The sequence below is a fragment of the Chlorogloea sp. CCALA 695 genome, from assembly GCF_003003885.1.
Taxonomy (GTDB): Bacteria; Cyanobacteriota; Cyanobacteriia; order Cyanobacteriales; family Chroococcidiopsidaceae; genus Aliterella.
Genome location: NZ_PVWN01000039.1, coordinates 1 through 22,986, shown reverse-complemented (window position 1 = coordinate 22,986; position 22,986 = coordinate 1). Strand labels below are relative to the sequence as shown.

General features: G+C 40.8%; 24 protein-coding genes, 1 tRNA gene and 1 pseudogene. 9 read left to right on the top strand and 17 right to left on the bottom strand.

Annotated elements, in window-relative coordinates; genetic code table 11:
• Positions 1–26: 26 nt before the first annotated feature.
• The 3 genes from C7B70_RS17300 to C7B70_RS17285 all read right to left on the bottom strand — a co-directional run bounded on the left by C7B70_RS17300 (position 27) and on the right by C7B70_RS17285 (position 3,973).
• Complete coding sequence (locus tag C7B70_RS17300) at positions 27–1,742, bottom strand: phage tail sheath C-terminal domain-containing protein (protein ID WP_106370254.1); 1,716 nt, start codon at positions 1,740–1,742, stop codon at positions 27–29.
• Positions 1,743–1,784: 42 nt separating this feature from the next.
• Positions 1,785–2,630, bottom strand: coding sequence for a Pvc16 family protein (locus C7B70_RS17295; protein WP_106370253.1), 846 nt, complete (start codon positions 2,628–2,630; stop codon positions 1,785–1,787).
• A 1,142-nt stretch (positions 2,631–3,772) separates the two neighbouring features.
• Positions 3,773–3,973 (bottom strand): hypothetical protein, encoded by a 201-nt coding sequence (locus C7B70_RS17285; protein WP_106370251.1) that lies wholly within the window; start codon positions 3,971–3,973, stop codon positions 3,773–3,775.
• A gap of 154 nt (positions 3,974–4,127) precedes the next feature.
• Here C7B70_RS17285 and C7B70_RS26435 point away from each other — a divergent pair, with 154 nt between their 5' ends.
• Positions 4,128–4,226 carry a hypothetical protein gene (locus C7B70_RS26435; protein ID WP_158260516.1) on the top strand — a complete coding sequence of 33 codons (99 nt, stop codon included), beginning with the start codon at positions 4,128–4,130 and terminating at the stop codon, positions 4,224–4,226.
• Positions 4,227–4,287: 61 nt separating this feature from the next.
• On the opposite strand, the gene recJ is transcribed toward C7B70_RS26435, so the two are convergent.
• Entirely contained in the window at positions 4,288–6,627 is a 2,340-nt protein-coding gene (gene recJ, locus C7B70_RS17280; RefSeq protein ID WP_106370250.1) for a single-stranded-DNA-specific exonuclease RecJ, read from the bottom strand.
• 26 nt (positions 6,628–6,653) lie between these two features.
• Complete coding sequence (locus C7B70_RS17275) at positions 6,654–7,466, bottom strand: PD-(D/E)XK nuclease family protein (protein ID WP_106370249.1); 813 nt, start codon at positions 7,464–7,466, stop codon at positions 6,654–6,656.
• 32 nt (positions 7,467–7,498) lie between these two features.
• Here C7B70_RS17275 and C7B70_RS17270 point away from each other — a divergent pair, with 32 nt between their 5' ends.
• A complete protein-coding gene (locus tag C7B70_RS17270) occupies positions 7,499–8,107 on the top strand; it encodes a hypothetical protein (RefSeq protein WP_106370248.1) in 609 nt (202 codons plus the stop codon).
• Between the two features lie 78 nt (positions 8,108–8,185).
• On the opposite strand, the gene C7B70_RS17265 is transcribed toward C7B70_RS17270, so the two are convergent.
• A complete protein-coding gene (locus C7B70_RS17265; protein ID WP_106370247.1) occupies positions 8,186–8,464 on the bottom strand; it encodes a YiaA/YiaB family inner membrane protein in 279 nt (92 codons plus the stop codon).
• Between the two features lie 264 nt (positions 8,465–8,728).
• On the opposite strand from C7B70_RS17265, the gene C7B70_RS17260 reads away from it, so the two are divergent.
• Positions 8,729–9,973, top strand: a complete 1,245-nt coding sequence (locus C7B70_RS17260; RefSeq protein WP_146134088.1) for a hypothetical protein — start codon at positions 8,729–8,731, stop codon at positions 9,971–9,973.
• 196 nt (positions 9,974–10,169) lie between these two features.
• Here C7B70_RS17260 and C7B70_RS17255 read toward each other — a convergent pair whose 3' ends face one another.
• Complete coding sequence (locus C7B70_RS17255; RefSeq protein WP_106370245.1) at positions 10,170–10,751, bottom strand: DUF1802 family protein; 582 nt, start codon at positions 10,749–10,751, stop codon at positions 10,170–10,172.
• A gap of 51 nt (positions 10,752–10,802) precedes the next feature.
• Between C7B70_RS17255 and C7B70_RS17250 the strand changes: the two genes are divergently transcribed.
• On the top strand, positions 10,803–11,177 hold the full coding sequence (locus tag C7B70_RS17250) for a hypothetical protein (RefSeq protein ID WP_106370244.1): 375 nt from the start codon (positions 10,803–10,805) through the stop codon (positions 11,175–11,177).
• Between the two features lie 19 nt (positions 11,178–11,196).
• Complete coding sequence (wecB, locus tag C7B70_RS17245) at positions 11,197–12,324, top strand: non-hydrolyzing UDP-N-acetylglucosamine 2-epimerase (RefSeq protein ID WP_106370243.1); 1,128 nt, start codon at positions 11,197–11,199, stop codon at positions 12,322–12,324.
• Here the strand turns inward: wecB and C7B70_RS17240 are convergent.
• A complete protein-coding gene (locus tag C7B70_RS17240) occupies positions 12,297–12,983 on the bottom strand; it encodes a Nif3-like dinuclear metal center hexameric protein (protein ID WP_106370242.1) in 687 nt (228 codons plus the stop codon). The two genes, wecB and C7B70_RS17240, sit on opposite strands and share 28 nt — an antisense overlap.
• 298 nt (positions 12,984–13,281) lie before the next feature.
• Between C7B70_RS17240 and C7B70_RS17235 the strand changes: the two are divergent.
• From C7B70_RS17235 to C7B70_RS17225, 3 genes and pseudogenes are all read left to right on the top strand, one after another.
• Positions 13,282–13,836 (top strand): annotated as a pseudogene (locus C7B70_RS17235) (metal ABC transporter permease); the annotation flags it as partial.
• Between the two features lie 171 nt (positions 13,837–14,007).
• Positions 14,008–14,080 (top strand) — tRNA-Phe (locus C7B70_RS17230).
• On the top strand, positions 14,051–15,409 hold the full coding sequence (locus tag C7B70_RS17225; protein ID WP_199192327.1) for an Arm DNA-binding domain-containing protein: 1,359 nt from the start codon (positions 14,051–14,053) through the stop codon (positions 15,407–15,409). Before C7B70_RS17230 ends, C7B70_RS17225 begins: the two co-directional genes overlap by 30 nt.
• 79 nt (positions 15,410–15,488) lie before the next feature.
• Here the strand turns inward: C7B70_RS17225 and C7B70_RS17220 are convergent, their stop codons facing one another.
• The 4 genes from C7B70_RS17220 to C7B70_RS27875 all read right to left on the bottom strand — a co-directional run bounded on the left by C7B70_RS17220 (position 15,489) and on the right by C7B70_RS27875 (position 18,149).
• Positions 15,489–16,889 carry a type I restriction enzyme endonuclease domain-containing protein gene (locus tag C7B70_RS17220; RefSeq protein ID WP_106370240.1) on the bottom strand — a complete coding sequence of 467 codons (1,401 nt, stop codon included), beginning with the start codon at positions 16,887–16,889 and terminating at the stop codon, positions 15,489–15,491.
• Positions 16,837–17,406, bottom strand: a complete 570-nt coding sequence (locus tag C7B70_RS17215) for a DEAD/DEAH box helicase family protein (protein ID WP_255409348.1) — start codon at positions 17,404–17,406, stop codon at positions 16,837–16,839. The genes C7B70_RS17220 and C7B70_RS17215 overlap by 53 nt, the downstream gene beginning before the upstream one ends.
• A gap of 63 nt (positions 17,407–17,469) precedes the next feature.
• Positions 17,470–18,024, bottom strand: coding sequence for a transposase (locus tag C7B70_RS17210; protein ID WP_106370238.1), 555 nt, complete (start codon positions 18,022–18,024; stop codon positions 17,470–17,472).
• Between the two features lie 56 nt (positions 18,025–18,080).
• Positions 18,081–18,149 (bottom strand): DUF433 domain-containing protein, encoded by a 69-nt coding sequence (locus C7B70_RS27875; protein ID WP_233220976.1) that lies wholly within the window; start codon positions 18,147–18,149, stop codon positions 18,081–18,083.
• Positions 18,150–18,171: 22 nt separating this feature from the next.
• Here C7B70_RS27875 and C7B70_RS27870 point away from each other — a divergent pair, with 22 nt between their 5' ends.
• Positions 18,172–18,309, top strand: coding sequence for a hypothetical protein (locus tag C7B70_RS27870; RefSeq protein ID WP_233220974.1), 138 nt, complete (start codon positions 18,172–18,174; stop codon positions 18,307–18,309).
• Between the two features lie 115 nt (positions 18,310–18,424).
• On the opposite strand, the gene C7B70_RS17200 is transcribed toward C7B70_RS27870, so the two are convergent.
• The 5 genes from C7B70_RS17200 to C7B70_RS17180 form a co-directional block, all read right to left on the bottom strand.
• Complete coding sequence (locus C7B70_RS17200) at positions 18,425–19,612, bottom strand: restriction endonuclease subunit S (protein ID WP_146134086.1); 1,188 nt, start codon at positions 19,610–19,612, stop codon at positions 18,425–18,427.
• A 236-nt stretch (positions 19,613–19,848) separates the two neighbouring features.
• Entirely contained in the window at positions 19,849–20,868 is a 1,020-nt protein-coding gene (locus C7B70_RS17195) for a YhcG family protein (RefSeq protein ID WP_106370237.1), read from the bottom strand.
• A 131-nt stretch (positions 20,869–20,999) separates the two neighbouring features.
• The gene (locus tag C7B70_RS17190) at positions 21,000–21,422 is read right to left on the bottom strand and encodes a putative toxin-antitoxin system toxin component, PIN family (RefSeq protein WP_106370236.1); all 423 of its coding nucleotides are present in this window, start codon (positions 21,420–21,422) and stop codon (positions 21,000–21,002) included.
• Positions 21,419–21,655 (bottom strand): hypothetical protein, encoded by a 237-nt coding sequence (locus tag C7B70_RS17185; RefSeq protein WP_106370235.1) that lies wholly within the window; start codon positions 21,653–21,655, stop codon positions 21,419–21,421. Before C7B70_RS17185 ends, C7B70_RS17190 begins: the two co-directional genes overlap by 4 nt.
• Positions 21,656–21,699: 44 nt before the next feature.
• Positions 21,700–22,803, bottom strand: a complete 1,104-nt coding sequence (locus C7B70_RS17180) for a class I SAM-dependent DNA methyltransferase (protein ID WP_106370234.1) — start codon at positions 22,801–22,803, stop codon at positions 21,700–21,702.
• Positions 22,804–22,986: the final 183 nt, after the last annotated feature.

Below are 22,986 nucleotides of genomic sequence, written 5' to 3'. Positions count from 1 at the left end.
ATGAATAGTTGACTTTTTGTGGACTGTTAATTCTGTTCTGTTTCTAGAGCATTCCACTGGCTGATGCGAAAGACGACAAATTCAGCCGGACGTACAGGGCAGACACCAACATCGATATATAAACGACCCAAGGTCATTGTTTCAGGTGTATTGTTTTCAGCGTCGCATTTGACGTAAAATGCTTGGCTAGGAGTAGCCCCAAATAATGCGCCCTCGCGCCATATCCGCTCTAAAAAGTTACTGACGGTATATTTAACTTGCGTCCAAAGCTCTTCGTCATTCGGTTCAAAGACGGCCCACTGAGTTCCGGCTTCAATCGAGCGTTCGATGTAGCTAATGAGCCTTCTAACACTGATATAGCGCCATTCGGTTTTGTCTGGTTCCACTAGGGTTCTAGCACCCCAAATCCGAATTCCTCGGTTGGGAAATTTACGAATACAGTTGATACCGAGTGGGTTGAGGAGTTCTTGCTCTCTAAAGTTGACATCGTAGGCTAAACCAGTAATTCCTCTGGGTACTTCATTTGCAGGAGCTTTATAAACACCCCGTGATTCATCTGTTCGACCCCATACGCCCATCATATGACCAGAAGGAGGAACAAGAATCGAACGCCCTGCATTTCGAGGATTGGGTACTTTCACCCAGGGATAATAGAGCGCCCCAAACATAGAACGACGACCAAACTCGTCTAACCAATCAACGACATCTTGAGGTTTGACGCGATCGGGTGGAGGATCTAGCACTACCATTCGATTGGTTGGCCCTGGCATATCGCCACTGGTAGAACCTTCAGACATACTCACCATTGTTTCCATGACACCATGAACTTGGTCAAGGCTCAATATTTGAGCTTCGTAGGCTCGCATCAAATCTGGAAAACAGATCATTGTAATCTCATCGATTTCAAAGATACCTAGTACGCCAGTTCGTTCGCTGCGATCGCCTTCAACTTCACGAGCAAATTTTTCGGGTGTAGAATTAGGCACTGGAGGTAGTAATTCGTATTCGCCATTCAAGGGTCGTCGGGATAAGGGCAGTCCGGGTTGAGCGATATCTCCAATTGAAATATATTCAGAGTCTTTTAGGGCTTCAACAACATAAGTAGCAACCTGCGTTTGAGGGTTTGGATCCATACTCAAATGGTTGTATTCCTCAAGCACTCGATCGTCTCGGTATACCTTTACAGAAAAAAGCTCTTTTGGATTGTGGGGTGTTTCTACTCTATTTTCTGCCTGCGATTGGTCTTCGGGCTGGTCGCTTGCTTCGTTGCTATCTCTAGCTGGAGGTATACGAGGCTGTCCATCTTGAATTTCAATTGTGATGGGTCCGTTGTCAAAGTGTTCGGGACGGATGGATAAATTTAAGCTTGGACGATTACCGCGCCTTGGAATCTCCAAAAGCGGTGCTTGTCGATTCGCATTATTTTGACCGATACCGGGTAGTTGCGTCCCGATGCTTGTAACCCAGCAACGTCCGCCTCCGTTGAGGAAATATCCCCTGACTGAAAAAGGTAAATAGGCATCGAACTCCGTGAATCCGTTGGAGTTACGTCGGGCAAAGTAATCAAGATACTGAGTCCAGCTTGTAACTAGCATTGGCTTGAAAAGTTCCGCCCCGCCTCGTACATCTTCAGTAAAGCCAATAAATCCTGCGACCGAAGTGCTAACGCCCTCAATTGGACGACTCCCACGATCTACCTCTTCAACATAAACGCCTGGTGCAAAGTAATCTAATCTAGCCATGTTAAGTATTCCCTGATTTGGACAATCGATTGATATAGAAATTTACAAGGAGGGCATAAGTAATATCTCTTTGGGAATACACGCTCCTCCGCCTACAAAAACATTGCAACTCTTAGATTGATAGCCAAATCGTCTGAGGTGTAAAATATAGTTTCCAGAGGTCAGATTCTCAAAGATGAAATACCCTTGTTCGTCACTAATTACTGATTTTTCAGTTCCTTGAAGTAGGACTTGAACTCGTTTTAATGGCTTTGAACTCAGAGTATTTTTGACAATGCCAGCAATGGCAACTCGCTGAATTTTAGAGCCGCTTTTGCTAATAGCTGGAACTGAATCCTTGACTCCAAAATGTCGTTCTGTAACCAAAGGTACAGTTGCTTTTCTCCATACATTGAAGGGAATGGTTACTGTTAAATAAATAGCAGGTCGTATGGAAATAGAAAGAGAACTCCATAGACTTCCTATATCAATGGGCGGGTCACCAGTAACTGATAATGATAAGTTGCCGTGACCGCGAAGGTCAGGAGTTAAAAACTCCTCTCGCAATACTCGACTACGCATTAACAGCAGTAGAGTCTCAGACAGAAGACGATGCTCTCCTAACACAGTGCGATCGCGCGCTGTAATCACAATGGAGACATCAAACCAACTCGGCGCTCTACAAACTTCTGCAACTTGCCTTGACTCATCAAAATGACGTTCAACCTGCCTGCCATTATTTGGCATTTTTTTACTGATCCGAACATCGTAGAGATAGAGATTTAATGATAGGTCTCTATTACTATTTTCTAAACTTGCAGGATGACTAAAGTCTATTTGCTCAGTGCTAGTGAGAACAGTTCCGCTAGTCAACATTTCCCCAAGAGTTTGAAGAATCGAATTCAGCATAAACAGGTGTCTAATTCATTTCGATATATTCAAATTAAGCGATTTTCTAACCAATGCAATTAGACTTATGTACTAATATCAATTTTTTATAAAGCTGGGCTAAATGTAAATAGATACGTGCGGAAGAAAAGAGTAATGGGTCGTCCGTTCCAAAAGAACTAGCTGGAAGCTGAGAAAAGTTAAAAAAACACCTCAAACAGGTGAGGACAGAAAGTAGCAAAAAAAACCTACATAGGTTCTACTTGCTAAGAAGCCGACAAGTAAGCAGCGAACAAGAACTAATGTTGCTTGCTCTGACCCAACCAAGTAATAATTACTCAATGGCTAAGAAAGTATAAAAATGACGAGCTAAAAAGTTCGCTGAAAGTCGAGTCTCCACCGGGTAAAGTTGCGATCGCTTATATTATTCGTCACAGACTTGGAGCAAAACTCAAAGTTCCTCGCTAAGTTCTCATATCTTGATGGTGACTTTTTTCAACGGTTTTTAGAAATACTTGCGGTACTTGGAGATGATATGGCGATAATACAGATGGAGCAAGGGTCGTTTCATCGTTCCTTAGCTCTTGATTATTCAGAAAATATTATCCCGATTTTTCAACTCTCTCATTGCCCCGAACTTAATTCCATTGCACGCTTCATCAAGAATTGGTATAAAATAAATGCGATAGCCATAACTTAATTTTTTCAGCGATTGCAATAGAAGCCCATTTATACAAATGGGCTTCTGTTTCATGATGGAGTTAATTTTGTCAATCATTTATTAACAAGCTGATTTCTGCTTCCGGGATGTAATCTCAAAGTTTTTACCTGTTCGCTTGTCAACTGAGAGAGATTTCTTGCAAAAGTGAAAATATCTTGTTGATTTATGAAAGAATCCTAGCCTCCTAAATTGAAATCCGCTTACTTGTAGCTAGAGTCGTTTAAGTCGACTTTATAATAAACCTTTGCAAGAGTTTAACCGCTCTAAAAAGGTTATTGAGCTTCATTTATATTGCCACAATGTAGCAGCTTAAAAAGCTAGCATGGTTAATTCTTATATGTTAAAATAATTTTATAGCCATCTTTTTTACTACACTTAAAGGCACTTTTAAGCCTATAAATACGTCATAAAAAGTGGCATACTCTCAATAAAATTTAGTATTTCAATCTTGAGAATCTATTTGGTGTTTGGTGTTTGCGCTTTGATTAGGCTGGTTGGTTGTTACACTTTGATTAAATGATTTTTCAACCGTTTCTCTCATTTTAGATTCAGCAACATCAGTTATTCTGTATCTCATTTGGTCGGACAACCTGTCAATAAATCCACCAAGAACTCTACCAAAAAAATATCTAATTGAATCCATTATTTTCACCTTAAACTGAAAGATGTTACACTAGAGCAGGACTTTTATTAACTTCATGCTAATTTAGCGACCTATGAAATGTCAGTAGACTTAAGTCTATGAACATAGGGAGAACTCATTTTTTAAATAGAAGTGTGACATTATTATTGAAGCAATGGAAGATATTGGTTTAGCAAAGGCGATTGCAGAAAGTGAAAATACTGAACCTGTTAGCCGTGAAGCTATCTTTAAGATTTTGAGCCAGCAGTCATGAATGTTGAATTTAGAAAAAGCTTTTTCCCCCAATTGTTTGGCAAGAAGGTTGCTACTCTCAACTAAACTTCTACAGGCACTTCCTCAGAAAAAACCGCACTAATAGTAGAAAGCGGCACTTTATAAAAATACTGGCGTTGAAATTGCTCCTCTCGTACCGCCGCGATAAATTGCTCAATAGTCTGCAAGTTCTCAGTATCAGCAATAGTTGACTCTAGTTGAAGCAAGCTTATTTTAAAAGCTCCATTTTGAAAGCTAACTTTAAAACCCAAACACTTTAAAGCTGTAAAACCTAATCGCAATAATAAGTCGCTGATTCCCAATTTTTCCATCAGTTGAATGCGCGTAACACTTTGCTCAGTACGGCTGAGATATTTAGCAATCCCTACTAAATTTAACCAAACTTGACGGGGTGAAACAGAGTTAGGGGCGCTAAAGGCGATCGCAAGCGGTTTATTTTCATCAAGACTTCGTTCGTACCAAGCCCGTAAATCGTCCCAGTTACTAGGACAATTTTTAACTAGCAAAACTGATGCTACTTGCACTGAACCTTCTTGTCGCCAATCTAAAATCTTATTTGGCGCTGAGGATGTACATTGATTAGTGATCGCACTACTACGAATAGCTAAAAGCCTAACTTCATAATGGGGTTTTATACCTTTTTCTGGATTTTCATAACTGTTGTAATCGAGTTCTACGATGGCATCGCAGCGCCCTTTAGGGATTTCTTCGCGGTAGTGTCCCCACCATACCCCAGGAAATCTAAGATTTGTCGATTCATCGCGCAGTTCAAAATCGGTTTTTATATACTTAACTTCTTTCCCCTGAGCGTCGCGGATATTGCGATTCCAAGTTTTATCAATCCAGCAGTTTTGAATCAACAGTTTTGGTACGGGGTTGCCCATTCCACAGGGTTCGAGTAGGTTCAATTCCCAAAATAGCTTTTTACCTAAATCGGCAACCGTGACGACTAAATCGGCTTGCATTGTGGGCTGTGAAGTCGCATTTCCCAATATTTGCCGCAGTCTTTGATTAATTGCATCGGTAAATAACGGGATATTTTCTATAGGTAAACTCAACCCCGCCGCAAAAGGATGTCCGCCGAATCGGTGCAGTAAATGCGCCTGATCTTTCACTAATTGATACAAATCGACTTGATTTACTGATCGCGCCGAACCACGAGCAAAAGCTGTTTGACCCTCGGTACTTAGTAAAACCGTTGGGCGACCTGTTTGCTGGGCAACTTGTCCGGCGACTAATCCCAGCACCCCTACAGCCCATTGCGGATCTTCTAAAACTATAACGCTGGTCGTTGATAAATCCATCCGCTCTAGTTTGGCGTTTACTTGCTGCTGGACATCTTTTTGTAAAGACTTGCGCCGCGCGTTTGCTAATTCTGTTTCTTGCGCCAATTGGTTGCAACGCTCAACATCTCTACTTGTCAGCAACTCTACGCAAAAAGAAGCATCCCCTTGAATCCGACTTACGGCGTTAATTCTTGGGCCCAAACCAAAAGAAATATCTGTCGGGCGATCGCCACTTCTACGGCAAAGATCCAATAAGCGCCCAACTCCAGGTCTGCGGCGCTCTGTTTCTGACTTTTTTGAGTCCGATTGCATTTTCTCAATTCCCACCTGTGCCAAGTACCGACAATCGCCATTTAGCTGGACTAAATCGGCAATTAGTCCAATCGCTACCAAATCTAACAAGTCTTCTAGAGGTTGCTGGGGGATATCAGGCAAGGTTTGATAAAGTGCTTCTACTAGCTTGTAAGCAACGGCAACTCCAGAAAGATTAAACAGTTGATGGTTGCTTGGCAAATAACGAGGATTGATAATTGCTGTTACAGGTGGGCGATCGCTTGGTAAAGTATGATGATCGGTAACTATAACGTCAATTCCTAAAGAGTTTGCATAAGTTATTTCTTCAATATTTGTACTGCCAGTATCGCAAGTGACAATTAACGCCGTATTATTTTGGGCAAGTTCATCAATCCCTTGACAGTTTAAACCGTGCGATTGGGTGAGGCGATTGGGGATGTAGTAATTTAGTTGCTGATGTTGCGGGAAAAACTGCCCCAATCCATCCCATAAAACCGCCGTTGAAGTAATCCCATCTGCGTCAAAATCTCCCCAAATAGTTACCTTTTCCGTGCGATCGCGCGCTTGTTGCAATCTAGCTACCGCTTGCTGCATTTCTTGCCCAAATACAAAAGGACTAGAAGCTTGATATAGTTGGGGTTTAATAAATTCTGCCAACTGCTGCACATCTTGAATCCCGCGCTGCCACAACAGTTGAGCCGCGTAATGTCCTGAAGAATGGGGAACATAGCTTTTCACCGCTTGAACAAACCAATCTGGCGGCGGTTCTATAGATATTACAGTCCATTGCAATTGTGTCATTTACTAAACTTGTAACAGATGTCTTATTACAGAATTATTACTTCTTGAATATTAGCAAGAAGCGGTAGTGTATTTGTACTATATTCTTGTTCAGATAAATCTGCCTCGAAATTGCGATCGCTCCGCTTCGTACTTCGTCTTTCGCATCTACTAATAAATTGGCAATAATTGCAAGTCTTGCTACCTTCCACCACTTGCGGGAATTGTTCGCCAATTTCGTAACGTTTAAGCCAATTAGTCAGTTGCAGAAGTAACTGCTTAAGTTTTTTCTCTATTTGCTGATGCTGAGTATTGCTGTAATTAAAGGTCAAATTTTGCGGTTTGTCGTCTGATTGCACAAACCAGTAAGTCATAGAAATTTGTTCGGGTAAATATTCGCTAGTTTCCGCCAATACATACTGATAAAGCAGAGTTTGCCAATTTTGGGCTAATTTGCGCCGATCTTGTGGTTTGGGGTAAGTTTTCCAATCGAGAATTTGGCAAGTGTCACTTCTAGCGATAAATAAGTCATAAATTACCGTTAGCAAATATTTTTCAACTTGCAAAGTACGACAATGTTCACTTTCTCGAAACTCCCCATCAGGAGCAGGAGTTAATATTTCTGTAGCCGCTTCTGTAAAAGCATTCATCCAACCTTGCAATTGTTCGTTTTCTTTGACAATTGCATCAATGGGTAAACCTAATTCTCGCTGCTGCATCAAAAGGTGAAAGCGGCTACCAGAGCTTAAACGTTCTTGTTGCTCTAAGCTAGTAGGAGAGGCAATACCATCTAAATAAGTATGTTGAAATTGACGCGGACAACGTTCGAGTAAATTTAGCTGTCCTTGAGATAATCGCATAGAGCCAGTAATTTGTAGCGTTATAAATAATTATGACTACTTTAGATTCAACTATTGATTTTGTGGATGTTTTGGCTAGGGCGGCTAGTTTACGAGCAAAAAAACTTCGCCCAGAGGCTAAAGAAGTAGTCAAAGCTTTATTGCAAGCAGAAAAAACAACCAAGCAACAAAAACAATTATATCCCCTCGAATTACTTTTTGGTCAGTGGCGGCTTTGCTTTACTGCTCCTAAAAACGCTCATTTTAAAAGTGGTGTGGCTTTAGGTAAAGGCTTGTATATACCCCAAATTGCTCCCGCACAGATTTCTTTTCATTCATCTCAGAATTTGGGCGAGGCTAGAATTACTAATTCTCTGCAATTTGGCTCTTTACAGCTTAAGCTAACTGGGCCCGCTCGTTATTTAGAGCAGAAAAATTTGCTAATGTTTGATTTTACACAAGTAGATATTTTGTTATTTAATCGAGCTATCTATAGTGGGGGGTTTCGAGGTGGAAAGCTTAAAGAGGCAGATTTTTCCAAACGATCAGTTGCTAAAGCGCCTTTTTTCGCCTTTTTCAGAGTAACAGAAGACTTCATTGCCGCTCGTGGGCGTGGTGGTGGGCTGGCATTATGGGTAAAGGAAAATCAGCAAAATCTGTAAAGAAACTTAAGTTTTGGACATAGGAGCGATCGCTCTTGAAGGTGTAATCTATCGGAATAGATCATGCTTTTTGATTAATTATTTTAAGGGATGATTTTGACTCAATAATTTTTCTACATGAGCCTCATCGATTCTAGAGACAATTTTTGTAGCTTCATGCAAATCTCTAGTAGTTTTTGCCAGCGTAAAAGTTGAGCCAACGCTGAAAGCCAGACCCATACCCATAAAGCCTTTGATCCAGTTATTTACAGGTAAATTGATAATTCCTACAGTTGTTAATCCTATAGAAAGACCAAACGCAGCCCAGGTTTGAAAAATCCAAGCATTGCTATCTCTTTGACGGCTGTAATTGTTCATGATGGCAAGGTCTACAGAAACTTATATATTATTGATGGCTTGGAAATATCTGCTTGAATTTTGCCGATAGACAGTCTGTAAATTGGCGAATCTCCTGGGCGATTGCACATTTAAGCAAAAGTTAAAGTATTGCCAATAGACGATTTTTTAAAAGAAATAGTTGCCAGCCAAACGCACAAAATTACGGCGGAACAAATTAATATTAAGCCAGCGTCTAACCTTCTGTTAACCGCCGATAAAAGGCTATAAGATTTGTTATTTAATATGATGAAGTCGCTAGTAAAAAATCAACAACTACTCTCAATATTTTTGTTAACAGGAGTTTTGTCTATAAGTACAAGCTTGTCTTTGGTACAAAATACTACTGCTGCCACGCAAAAAAATTCTGCTTCAAACATCACAACTAAAGGAGAATTAATTAGCGATCGCCGTAGTAATGACGATAATAGTGATCGCCGTAGTAATGACGATAATAGTGATCGCCGTAGTAATGACGATAATAGCGATCGCCGACGAGGAGGTGAAAATAGAGGTACAAGCAACCAATTACCCGATCGCGTTGCCAATGCTGTATTAGCAGATTTATCTAAGCAGACAAGACTTTCTGCAAGACAATTACAAGTTACTCAGTACAGTCGGCAAACTTGGTCAGATGCTTGCTTAGGTCTAGCTAAACCTGGTGAAATGTGTAGCCAAGCTGTAGTCGAAGGATGGCGGGTTGTGGTGTCTAACGGTCAGCAAAACTGGGTGTATCGTACTGATCGCAATGGGCGACTTTTACGCCTTGAAGCTCGAAATACAGCTAATACCCCTAATATGCCTGCTAATGTAGCGAACGCAGTGTTGCGAGATGCCGCACAAAGATTGAACTTATCATCATCTCAATTAAAAATTGTTAAAACAGAACGGCGCAATTGGTCTGATGGCTGTTTGGGCTTAGGTCGCCCTCAAGATCAGTGTGCAGCCGTAGTTACTCCTGGCTGGTTGGTAACAGTCGAAGGTAGGCAACAGCGTTTAGTTTACCGTACCAGCGATCGGGGTAGGGCGATCGTGTTCGATCCTACAGCAAGTCCTGTTGTTGATGGCAGTATCAAACCCATACAAATACCTACAAGTCAACTACCATCTACCTTAGAACGGGGTACAGTTTTTAGAGCAATATCTAGTGGTGGTTTTGCTGGTCGCACCTATGAGACTACGCTATTTAACAATGGGCGAGTAGTTAGGGTATTAATCGCCTCCAACGGTAATAAGTTGCAACCTCAGACTTATCAGATTTCTCGCCAACAAATGATACAGTTTCAACAATTGTTACAACAAGAGGAATTTAACCAATTTAACGGCTTGAGTTACCCAGTAAACCAGGGTGCGGCAGATTTCATCAATATAACTTTGAGTAGTCGAACGGCAACAACTATCTATACAGATATCAATCAAAATCTTTTACCTCGCCCTTTAAAAGCAGTTATCAAAGCTTGGAACCAAATTGCTATTAATCCGCAAAGATAAAAAATAGTAGTTTTTTGTCTACAAACTAAACTGCGAAGCCCTGCGTGCGTGCGCGCTTGCGCTATCGCACTTTACCAGTTTGGCGCAAAATGCGATCGCACAGCGTTTAAAGCTTAATTTCTACGGGCGCGATCGCAGTTTAGGAGTTCGATGTAGATTTTGATTGCGAAGCCCTAACGCTTACGCTATCACACCTTTAAGCAAAAGTTAAATTATTGCCGACTATCTGGCGAATTTCGGTGGTTAATTGATTATAAATATCGTCAGTAAAAACTGGCTGAGTATTGTCAATATCAATTGTTGAAGCTAAATCGAGCCAAGAAGTGCAGCCACCATATTCAGTACGATAGTCGATAACTTGGGGCGTTAAAAGCTTGTAGGTGCGTAATAAAAGAATGTAGATAGGTTGATGAGGTTTCCATTTTAAGCGATCGCCAATAAATTGCTCGTTCCAGATATGGAAAGGTAAAAGCGCTTTTAGAGTATTTTCCTCGCTTACAGGCAAAACATCAGTAATTTCTGCCCAGCTAGATATAGTAACTTGCTGAGGATGCCAACCGGAAGGTACGGGGGTAACACGACTTTGATATTCAGGCTTTAAAAGGGCTGGTTGTTGATGTTCGTAAGTGGGATAAAGAAGAATGCGAGCGCACGGTACTTGAAACTTTCCTTTGCTTTCCTTGATACCTCCTTTACGGAGTAACATAATTGTTTTACCTTGTTCTAAGGATTCAAGGGCGATCGCCCATTCTTTGAGAGCATGAGTTATTGAGGACATATCATAAAATTGGTTCGTTTCTCCAGCTTATAGTAGCGCTGAAAAATAGTTATGTGGCGGTTAATTTTAGTTTTAGTGTTGCTGCTGAATGGTTGTAGCGGTGTTGAACCAAATAGAGAGATAGTAGAAAATGCGATCGCCTTGCAAACTCGGTTGTTGCAGCAGCAGTTACAGCAGCAGATTAATAAGGTAGAGATTTCTCAAGTAAATGTTACCCAAACAACGACTCTAATCATTGACAGACTAACAGGCTATCGAATCAATGGTACTTATGACTTAAAGCTACCCAAACAACGATTGAGTCAGCAAAAAAACCCCTTTGATATTTATTTGCAGCGTCAAAAAGAAGGTAAAACCTGGCGTTTGGCATTGCCTAAAATGGCTAAGAATGGCGTTTTTACATGGCTTACTTACGCAATAAATTAAAAATATACTCAGTAATTAAATGAATCAGCAAAAACCCCAAGTAAATATTATTTTAGGTACGCGCCCCGAAGCGATTAAACTTGCTCCGGTAATTCAAGCATTTCAACAAGCGAAATCAGTAGACGTAGAGGTAATTTTAACAGGTCAGCATCGGGAAATGGTCGAGCAAGTAATGCAACTATTTGACCTCAAAGCCGATAAAGACTTGGAGATTATGCAAGCGGGACAGTCGCTTACAGATATTACTGAGCGCAGTTTACGCGGTTTAGAGAAGTTATTTAGGCAAAATAAGCCCGATTTTGTTATCGTCCAAGGCGATACTACTACAGCTTTTGCGGCAACTTTAGCGGCGTTTTATCAACAAATTCCTGTAGGTCACGTTGAAGCAGGATTAAGAACAGACGATTTATTTAATCCTTTTCCCGAAGAAGCCAATCGGCGGTTAATTTCCCAGCTTACTCAATTGCATTTTGCGCCGACAACTTTAGCGGTCGAAAACCTCCAACGTTCGGGAGTAGTGGGAGAGATTCACCATACAGGAAATACAGTGATTGATGCTTTATTAACTGTCGCCAAACGTCAGCCAGCTTGCGATATAAAAGGCTTAGAATGGTCAAAATACCGCGTTTTACTCGCAACCGTGCATAGAAGGGAAAATTGGGGCGCACCACTTCAAGATATTGCTCAAAGCTTTTTACAATTATTAGAGTTATTTCCTGATACAGCCTTACTTTTACCCTTGCATCGCAATCCCACCGTGCGCGAACCTTTGCAACAATTATTAGGCAGTCATCCACGAGTATTTTTAACAGAACCTTTAGATTATGCTCAATTAGTGGGCGCAATTGGCAAATCGTATCTTTTACTAACCGATTCCGGCGGTTTGCAAGAAGAAGCACCAAGTTTAGGTAAGCCTGTATTAGTATTGCGGGAAACCACCGAACGCCCCGAAGCTGTAACGGCTGGTACAGCAAAGCTTGTAGGTACTAATTCCGATGTCATTGTCTCAAATGCTAAAGAATTACTAAGCGATGAGACTGCTTATCAAAAAATGGCGACAGCAATTAATCCCTTTGGTGATGGTCATGCGTCAGAACGGATTTTAAAACTTGTAGAAGCTTATTTAGGTAAAATAACTTCTAACTGACTAAAGCGATCGCTCAGTAAGCTAGACAAAGCCCGTAATCCCCATTCTTCACTGCGTCTGTGTCCAATAGCTACGCAACTAAGTCCTGTTGCTTCTAAAGCAAGTTTAGCTGGTTGTCTCAATTGCCCGGTAATGTAAATATTTGCGCCGCGATCTTTAGCTTCACGGACTAAAGTATCAGTCATTGCACCCACTACCGCCACCCGGAAAATGTCGCCTGTAGTACCGTCCATTGCCTGATCGCAGCCCTTGAAAACTTGGTGGAGGCGATCGCAATATTTATCAAAACTATGGCGCTCAACTTCTCCTATCATCCCGATGGCGCGTCCTGCTTTTTTGCCTAGCACTTCTAAATTACCTATTCCCAGTACCGTCGCCAGGTGAGGATTGAAACCAAGGGTTAAAGCTTCATCAAAAGCTAAATGATAAGCAACTACGCCTATATCAACTGTTTGGAGTTGCCAAGGACGATGTAAAAATAGCCCGTCTAATCGCTCTTGCCGCGCCCAGGTGGTTAATTCTGCCCAAGGTTCTAGTGCAAGTCCAAAACGGGCGATCGCTCGATTAGAAGGTATATATACGCCGTTTTGGTCGTCAATAAAACGCTCTGCTGCCATCAAGTTAGATAAAAACTCGGCAATATCATCTAGATAAATCATTAGCAATTATGCTTTTTTACTGAAGCTAACAAACAAATTCGGATTTTTGCGCCTTTTAGCAGACTAAATTGCCGCACACTATGGGTATTAGTACGTTTATTGATATTGATATTTAACTTTTTAGCTGTAACCAATACTCAAAATTTATTTACTCTGTTGCAGTTTCCTTTTATGCAAAGGGCGATCGCTGGCAGGGTATTAATGGGCTTACTAGGCGGCTTATTAGGGAGTTTCGTTACCCTTACGTCAGTTATCGTTTTTTAGTCATGCTGCTTTAATTGGTGTAGCTTTAGGCGTATTGCTACATATAGAACCCACTTTGATGCTTTTGCCATTTACTTTAGTATTTGGCTTAGTGGTGCTGCAAGTAATCGATCAAACCGATTCAGCTAGTGACAACGTACTTAGTATTGTTTTATCTGGTGCTTTAGCTGTCGGTGTAATTTTAACTAGCTTGATTAAAGGCTATCGCGGTAACTTGATGGCAGTGCTGTTTGGTGATATTCTTGCTATTAATTCTACTGATTTAATTTTGACTGCGATCGTCTTAGTTGGCGCGGCGGTTTTCTTACTATCTACACTAAGGCAGCAAATATTATTAACTCTCAATCTGGCGGTGGCGTAAGTTCAAGGTATCCCCGTCCAATTGTATCGTTACTGCTTTGTTATTCTGCTATCTCTAGCGATCGCCGTAGCGATTAAAGCTGTAGGAGTATTGCTAGTCAATGCTTTTTTGGTAATTCCTGCGTCTTGTGCCAAACTTCTTAGTCACCACTTTACGCGATTTCTTACTTTATCTGTATTTCTGGGGGCTATAAGTAGTATTGCGGGGATGATAGTATCGGGTTTATTTAACTTTGCTTCTGACCCTAGTATTGTTTTGGTGCAATTTGTGCTATTTTTGGCTATTTTTAGCCCTACGAAGTTGATAATTAAGATAAACAGAGTTGTTTTAACTATATGCTTGCCAAAACAACATATTTTTGTTAGCTTAATAAAGCACTCAAAACGCAAGTTGCCGTGCGCCGGGATAGCTCAGTTGGTAGAGCAGAGGACTGAAAATCCTCGTGTCCGCAGTTCAAATCTGCGTCCTGGCATTGATTAAACGTAAAAGATTCAGCCAACTCAAAAGTTCCCAGCCTATCTTGAGAAAGTTCAACAATAGTAAGTCCGTACTATTATTGGTGCTTTTTGGGTACGCTTGGGTAAGTAATTGGTGTAAAGATGGTGTAAAAGCTCTAGAACAGAGGAGTCATTACACCAAAAGCTTTATGTACTCAAAAACTGCTACAGGCAAAGCATCCAAGGGGTCTGTTTCTGTTCTTAGTTCTAACAGTCGGTTGCAATTACGGTTTAATTATGGTGGCAAGCGCCATTACATCTCTACTGGTTTAGCTGATACGGTTGCTAACAGAAAGCTTGCAGAATTTAGGGCTGCGGAGATTGAGAAAGATATTTTATTTGAACGGTTTGATCCAACTCTGGAGAAATATAATCCTAGAAGCGTTCTGAGTACGGTTACACCAATTACACCAATTCAGAAGCTACAACCAAAACTCGATGAGCTTTGGGATAAGTACAGTGAGTTTAAGAAGCCTCAAGTAAGTCCTAGTACCTACGCTAAGGACTTTATCAAGCATCGGAATCATATTGCTAAGTTGCCTAGTCGATCGCTAGATGATGCTTCTGCTATCAGAGATTACCTATTATCGACTTTGACCCCTGACTCCGCCAAACGTTGTCTTACCCAAATTAAGGCTTGCTGCAATTGGGCAATGGAAGAAGGCGCGATCGCAACGAATCCTTTTGTTTTAATGAAAATTAAACTACCAAAGGGTCTATCTGAAAAACAGGACGTTAACCCGTTTAGCAAGGAAGAGAGAGACTTAATTATCCAGACCTTTGAAGGCGATCGCCATTATTGTTATTACACTAACTATGTCCGCTTCCTTTTCTTTACAGGTTGTAGACCCTCGGAGGCAATTGGTTTAAAGTGGAAGCATATTACTAATAACGTAGTTCAGTTTCGAGAAACTGTTGTAGTTTCAGAAGACGGGTTAGTTCTCAAAGAAGGCTTAAAAACACAAAGAAAACGGGATTTTCCTATTACTTCGGAATTACAGTCGATCTTAGATGAGATTCGACCAGAGATAGTCAATCCTGAATCGTTAGTATTTCCCAGTCCAAAGAGAAAATTTATTGACCATCATAACTTTGCCAACCGTGCCTGGAAATCAGTTTTAGCTAAATGCGCTACTCCCTACCGTAAGAGTTATCAGACACGCCATACCTTCATTAGCTTATGTGTAGAAGCACATATTAACAGCACTGCCATTGGTAGATGGACGGGAACATCAGCCAAAATGATTGACAATCACTATGGTGCTACCAACTTTACTAACCTTAGACCACCCAATTTGTCATAAATGGTTAACAGTTAGAGAGGTAACGATCGGCTTAGAGCGATCGGAGGCGATCGCCTATAAAAAAGAAAAATATAAATTATTAAGCTGCAACAATGTAGATATTCTTACCAAGATCGAGGTAAGAATCATATATATGCTGATAAACGCGATCGCACTTTTGCTCGTAGATTTCAGCAGAGTAAGATTGTGGTAACTGGTCTAACCCCTCCTCAATTGCTAGTTGAACTACTGCCCTTGATTGTTGCCGTTTGCGCCAATCTAGCACTAATTTTTCTCGTTTCAAGTTTTCGAGGAGAACTTTTGCAACCTGTTTAACTTCCTTTTCTTCTTGTTTGGTGAGGTTAACTTCTGGTTTAGTCAAGAGATCTAAAATAGCTAATTTTTCTTCGGTAAGATTTTCGGCGATCGCGCGCTTATCTTCGACTTCCAAATCTTGGGCAAAAGTAAGTAAATTGTTGAAGAATAACTCTACATTACGCAATCCGGCATTATAGTCTTCAATCATCTGCTGGAACTTCTCTAGGTAGTTAGTCCGGCTTTTGTTTAAGCTTACCATGCGTTGCAATTTGCGGTTGAGAGTGCCTTTAAGTTTCTCGGCTTCAGTCCGTTGGTAGCCTGTGGCAAATCTTGCTTTTAGTGCCTCAAAATCAAGCTGGCTAAGGTCGATGTATTGTCCTTGCGAGTCAGGGATAATAAATTGACCTGCCATAATTGAATCATCCAATAATTCCTCTACTTGTGCCTTGACTTCAGAAATAGCTACATCAGGAACTTCTGAGCGAATTTCTTGGGTTAAACGGCTAAATAGCGCTTCAGAGGCAGTAAATTCGTTGGCATTTGGATCAGGCAGAATAGCTTTGTAGAGTCGAGTGATATTTCCGGCTAGAGAGAAATAAGTTCGTTTTGAGTCATCGCCATGCAAAATTGCTTCTACGGCATCTGCCCATAGCTTAGTGCGCGCGAAGGCATCCTGAGTTGATAGGAGTTTAGGTAAGTCAATTTTCTTAGCAGTACAAAAGTCTGTGGCTTCGGCGAACTCTTCTCTAAGTTGTTCGACTAAGGCAGTTTTAGCTTTGATGGGTATATCTCCTTCCTCTATGCCTCCACCCGCCGCAGCTCCATAAATCGCCAGGGCTTTTTGCAGGTTGCGAAATACGCCAATGTAGTCCATTATTAATCCGTTTACCTTGTCCTTGAATACTCGGTTTGCCCTAGCTATAGTTTGCATTAGGGTGTGATTCTGCATCGGCTTATCTAAATAAATAGTGGAACAACTAGGCACATCAAACCTAGTCATCCACATAGCACAGACAAACACAATCCGTAGAGGGTGATTTTCATCCTTAAATTTTTCATCTAGCCCTGGTGACTCATTCATCATCCGATGGCGATGGGGCATGATGTCTAACCCTTTTTGTTTAAAGTCCTCAGCTTCGTTTTGAGAGGAAGAAATGACCGCAGCCATATCTGTTGTTTCCATATAGGCAATCTGGGCAGTGAGTCGCTGCTGTCAGTTGCAGTTCTGGAATGCGGTTTTCGTAGTAAAGCGGTACTGTTGCGCCGTCTTCTACTGATTGCCGAAAATTGTAGATGCTGATGTAGTCGCCAAATTCTGCCCTTGTCTTTTCTTCCCCGCTCATTAAGGGCGTGCCAGTAAAACCAATAAAGCCTGCATTGGGTAGAGCATTTCTGAGGTTGAGCGCGAAGGTGTCGTACTGGCTGCGGTAGGCTTCATCAGCAATGACAATAATGTCTGAGCGATCGCTGTAGAGACTTTCCGGCGAAACGTCTCTACAATTTTTTTCGGTACGGAATTTCTGAATTAGGGTGAAGATGTGGCGATGGTCTTCTTGTAATAGTTGCTTGAGATGTTCGGCACTATCGGCTTTGACGTTCTTTTCGGGTTCGGTGACGGCTCCAGCGTAAGCAAAGTTTTTGTAGATTTGATCGTCTAGGTCTTCGCGGTCGGTAATAATCAAAAATGTCCAATTTCCCAACAGTATAGAAACAGAGACGTTCCGGTGGAACGTCTCTACAGGGAATACGGGATAGGGACGATTTTATATATACAAATTTGTGTCATTGTGTCTATCTAATTCCCATTTCATAGGATTGTTAACGATGTATTTTCTGATGTTTTCTAGAGATGTTTGTTCGCGGATAATATGGTCGTAAAATCTGGTTTGCCAGCCAAAATTAGAAAAACCCGCCTCCCGAATACGTTTTGTACAAACCGATTTAAATTGACCAATGATCGCACCCAATGAATCTGATTTTAATCGTGATGTAGAGACGTTCCGGTGGAACGTCTCTATTTCTATCCGAGAAAACGTCTCTATAGGTTGATTTTTAATAATTATAATTCCGTGAATATGGTTTGGCATGACGATCCATTCATCCAATTCAACATTAGGACGAATTTGTGCAGTTTTATGCCATTCTTCGGCTGCAATTTCACCAATTGCAGATAGATACATCTCGTTGCCTTCCACTTCACCAAAAAAATATTCTCTATTATGAGTGCAAATAGTGACAAAATAATATCCATTGGAGGTATAATTCCAGTTTTTACATCTTGTTGATTCGATCCGGTATTTGTTTTTATAAAGAGTCATACAACATTTGTAACCTCGACTTATTCAAAGCGCCATTCTGTGTAAGCGAGGGATTCCTAAATGTCGGCTAATTCTAGGTAGGGGTAAGCTTTCAGGATTTCGTCGGGTGAATGACCAGATGCCATAAGTCCTACAATTGTCCCAACGGTGACTTTTCACCCCCGAAGGCAAGATTTACCACCCATTACTTCGGGATTTAGTGTAATTCTGTGTAGTGTTTTCATACTTTTTATTCTTTACAATGCGATCGCACTTCTATTTATTTTCCTTGGCGATCGCTTTTAATTACTAATTCAACTTATCGGGCGATAGCGCAAGCGCGCCCGGTTACGGGCTTCGCTGTACAACTAGATAAAATAGAGGCGTAATTTTGGGAGAATCTCTAATAGTTTGGGATGTTTCATGCTGCTATCTCAGTTTCAATATCAAGGTTTTCTACGTCTATTTCTCCTGAAATAAGTTTTGGGAGGAGTAAATCGCGGGTTTTGCGGAGATTGACATTTCTTGTTTGTAAATTTTTCTTCATTGCAAATAGTGGCTTAACAAAGCAATTGAACTGCTCAAGCACTAGATGAGACGGAATAACTACTTGCAAACTATGTACATCATTCCTGTTAAGAGTTGGAACTGCTGCGCCAGAATTAAATTGCTCTAATCTTAAGTTACTCAATAAGTAGAACGCATAAAGCGGTGTAACCCGGCGAAATTCTTTAACCCAAAGTGTCGTATTTAGCGCCCAGAAATCTTCATCAATGTAAATCACCGTTCCTAAAGATCCACTTCGTCCTGTCACGACACCTGGAGCTTTGACTTTAGCCTCATTATGAGTACCAGTAACTCCAGTAGATGCGTAAACTGGAACATTGCTTTCTTGTCGCTGTTTTGTAGGCAAATCGAAGCCTCTTTGCAGAATTAAGGCATTATCTAATCTGTTAACCTCCCAACCTTCAGGGATTAGCTCCAATTCTGAATCAACCATTTTGGTTTGTTCATATCCAGGAAAGCGGAATTTGACAAACCACTCATCGTAGAGACTTCGCGCCATCTCCTCCAATATCTCGATCCGCCGCGTGTTGTTTTCGATTAGGCGATCATAGTTTGAGAGAATCGCAGCAATCTTGTTTTGAATAGAAAGGCTAAGATAAGGAATTTGTAATGTATTAATGTTTCTTAAGCTGATTGTGGGTTGAGATGAACCGCCAACACAAGCATCAATTTGTTGCTTAACAAAAGGAGAGTTTAAGCAGGAATATAGGTAGAAAGAATTAAGTAACTGCTGCTTAGGTGAAATACAAACGATGTTTTGCCCTAAGCAAAAAGCTTTAGTTTTATTGACATAACTTGAGTTTCCATAAGCTCCCACTTGTGAAAATACAACATCGCCAATTTGAGGCTTGTACTTTTTTGTAAATTCTCTATATATACTTTCATCTACTTTTTTCGTTTTCGCCAAGTCTAAGTATCCAAGTTTAATGTCGGTTACTCTTACCATAGGATAGCCATTTTCAGAATATTGAGGCGTTTGATGAAGCGAGTCATACAATACAGATACATCAGCAAGAGGAACTTTTTTCAACTTGTTTTTCATTTGTATTTCTATACGTTGGCTCAGACTGCTTTTATTTAATTCTAAATTTGTATTTAAAATAATAATCCCAAATAATATTACTATTCTCTTAGTAATTATTCTCACTAATAAAACTACCTGTATTTAATTGTTTGCTTATAATGTAAACAAACTTTTTGAGTGTAAGTATATAAATAGTTGTTTTACTCATCAAAGTTTAAGATGTTGTAAGATTGCGCTTGATTATTTCCCTGCATCTACTCCATACCTTCCAACAACTTCGCCACTTGTTCCTGTGTAGGAAGCCGATCTTTCAACTCTTGAGGTAGCGTTGAAACCATTCGATAAGTTGCAACTCCAATCGGCTGATTAGACTCCTTCAGCGCATATTCAACAATAGTTTTATTTTTGGACTTACAAAGGATAATTCCCAAAGAATAGTTTTCATCCTCCAGTCGCACGCGATCATTCAACACAGACAAATAAAATTGCATCTTACCTACATATTCCGGCAAAAACTCCCCAATTTTTAACTCAATTGCTACTAAACACTTCAAACGGCGATGATACAGCAATAAGTCAATAAAATATTCTTTGTCCCCAACTTCTAACCGATACTGACTACCCACAAAAGTAAACATTCCACCCATTTCTTGCAAAAAGGGTTCAACACGAGCCAGAATTGCTTGCTCTAACTGGCGTTCGCTGTGTTCATCTGCTAATTCTAAAAAATCAAATGTATATTCATCCTTGACCGCCAACTTAGCCTGAATGCGGATTTCTTCTGGCAAAGTTTGCTCAAAATTAGTCTGATTTAGTAAAGTTTTCTCATAAGTTTGGTTTTCAATCTGATGAATCAAGACATTTTTTGTCCAGCCACACTTACGAGTCATGCGAAGGTAAAATTCACGCTCCAAATCATCCTTGCACTTCTCCATAATCGCTAAATTATGACTCCACCCAATTTCTCGCGCCAATGGTGCGAGTTTTTCCCGATTGACATAAGTTTCATAAAAAAGCTTCATTCGCCATAGGTTAGCCGCAGAAAAACCACCAACTCCGGGAAACTCGGCTTGCAAGTCTTGAGAAAGGTTTGTTACTACCGATTTACCCCAAGTTTCGTCTTGCTGACGAGTCACAATTGCCTCCCCAATGTCCCAATACAGAGCAATCAATTCTTTATTAACTGCTTTTAGCGCCTCATATTGAGCCGAACGAATGCGCTGCTTGACTTGTACCAGTAGTTCGCCATAATTGCCCGGAGAAATAGAACTCATTATTACCTTTTTACAATTTGTTTAAGCTGTGCGATCGCCACTTGCTCCCTATTCTCAAAAACAAACCCCATGACAGACATATGCGATCGCGCTTGTTGATAATATTTTCGTTGAGTGAGATCGCTCTACTCTTAACTACTTTCCTCATTCCTTACATCGCAAACTAACTTCTTAAACAAAGACACAGAAATAATTGTAGTATCCATCAAAGTTTGAGCTTCAGTAAAATCGCGATCGCCTGTAATCAAAAAATCTGCTCCACCTGCTAAAGCGCAAGCGATAAATTTAGCATCCTTTTGATCTCTAGGAAAATTAATTTCTACATTGACATCAATGATTGCCATTACTGTATTGATAGTTTTAAACCATTCTTCTTTTATTTCATCTGTCAGTTTTAATTTACGACGGCTTAAAACCTCTGTGGATTCAGCTAAAACTTCTACCGATCCAATCCACTCAAAACCTTGAGTGTCAATAATAAACTGAATAACCTCTCGTGGCTTTTTCCCCTTTAGGACAGCAGAAACTAATACATTGGTATCAACAACTCTCATTCGCCGCGACCGTAAGCTTCTATTTCTGCTGCAATTTCATCTTCTCTAATATCTTGGACTCCAGGGAGCGCCTGTGTTCTATCAAACAAATCTCTAAGTTCCTCACTAATTGCACGCTTGCTGTCTGCTGCTAAAATAATCACCTCTACTCGTTGCCCTGGCTTAAATGGAAGATCGGACAAAACAACATGATTGGGGTCTTCAATAGTGATGTATTTTTTGTAAGCATTCATCGCTTTTACCTTTAATGCCTTGATTTTCTATTTTGAAGTTAAATTTAGCCTAATGTTTCTTCCAACAACTTCGGCACATTAGCAGCGATCTGTTCCTCTAATTCTCGCGCTTCCACATTGAGAACTTCTAATTCCTCATTCAATTCTTCTAATCGCTCCGCAAAAACAAAATCTTCAGCTTTCTTTTCTGCCACTCCCACATAACGCCTAGGATTCAAACTCCAACCTTGCGCTTCAATCTCAGCTAAAGTTGCGACTTTACACAATCCCGCTACATCTTGATAACTACGCTCATGAAAATTCTGTTTCAGCATTTCATCGCTACCATTTGTAACTACTGGCAGTTCTCCACGATACAACCGTACAATATTTGCTAAAAACTTCATTTGCTCGTCAGTAAAATCTCGATGAGCGCGATCGACTTGGTGGTAAATGTGCCGTGCATTAACAAACAGCACTTTATCTTTTCGGGCTATATTCTCCTTGCCCTTGTCCAAAAACCACAACGTACAAGGTAGCGTTACCGTGTAGAAAAAGTTAGAGCCAATAGAAACCATCACATCCACCGCTCCCGCTTGAATCAGCTTGCGGCGAATCTCTAGTTCCGAACCCCTGGCATCACTAGCAGAATTTGCCATCACAAATCCTGTCCGTCTAGTTTGATTCAATGCACTATAAAACAGGTGAATCCAGATGTAATTAGCATTATCAGCCCTAGGCAATCCCAATTCTTTAAATCGCGGGTCGCCTGCTATCTTTTCCTTATCCACCGCATTCACATTAAAAGGTGGATTTGCCATCACAAAATCAAATTTATGCAAGCACTGGTGGATATCTTCGTAATAACTGTTACCTTCGCGAACGCTACCCAAACCTGACAACCCATGCACTGCTAAGTTCATCTTGCACAGGCGAATTGTCTCTGCAACTCGTTCCTGCCCATAAATACTAATTTCATTATTTAGGTTTGCCTGCTTTCGCCTTTCCACCAAAGCCGCACTTTGGACAAACATTCCTCCCGAACCACAAGCAGGGTCAAAAATTCGCCCATGAAACGGCTCGATAATTTCCACAATTAATTTAACTAAAGAAGTCGGATTGATACTCCTTGGGCTGAAGCCGCAAGGATTCTTAAGTAGTCCAAATATGGACTCTTAAAGGCGTTAACAAAGCGCCGCTAGACACTCCACTCAAGTCTAAACCAAGTGTTGTCTTACTTTTCTAATGATAATTAAAGTCAGCGAAGGGGTCGCTCCCTCCACTGCTCTACAAAACGGAACGTGATAGTTTCCCATCATTCCGCTCCTCAATAAAACGGCTGTTGTCATCAG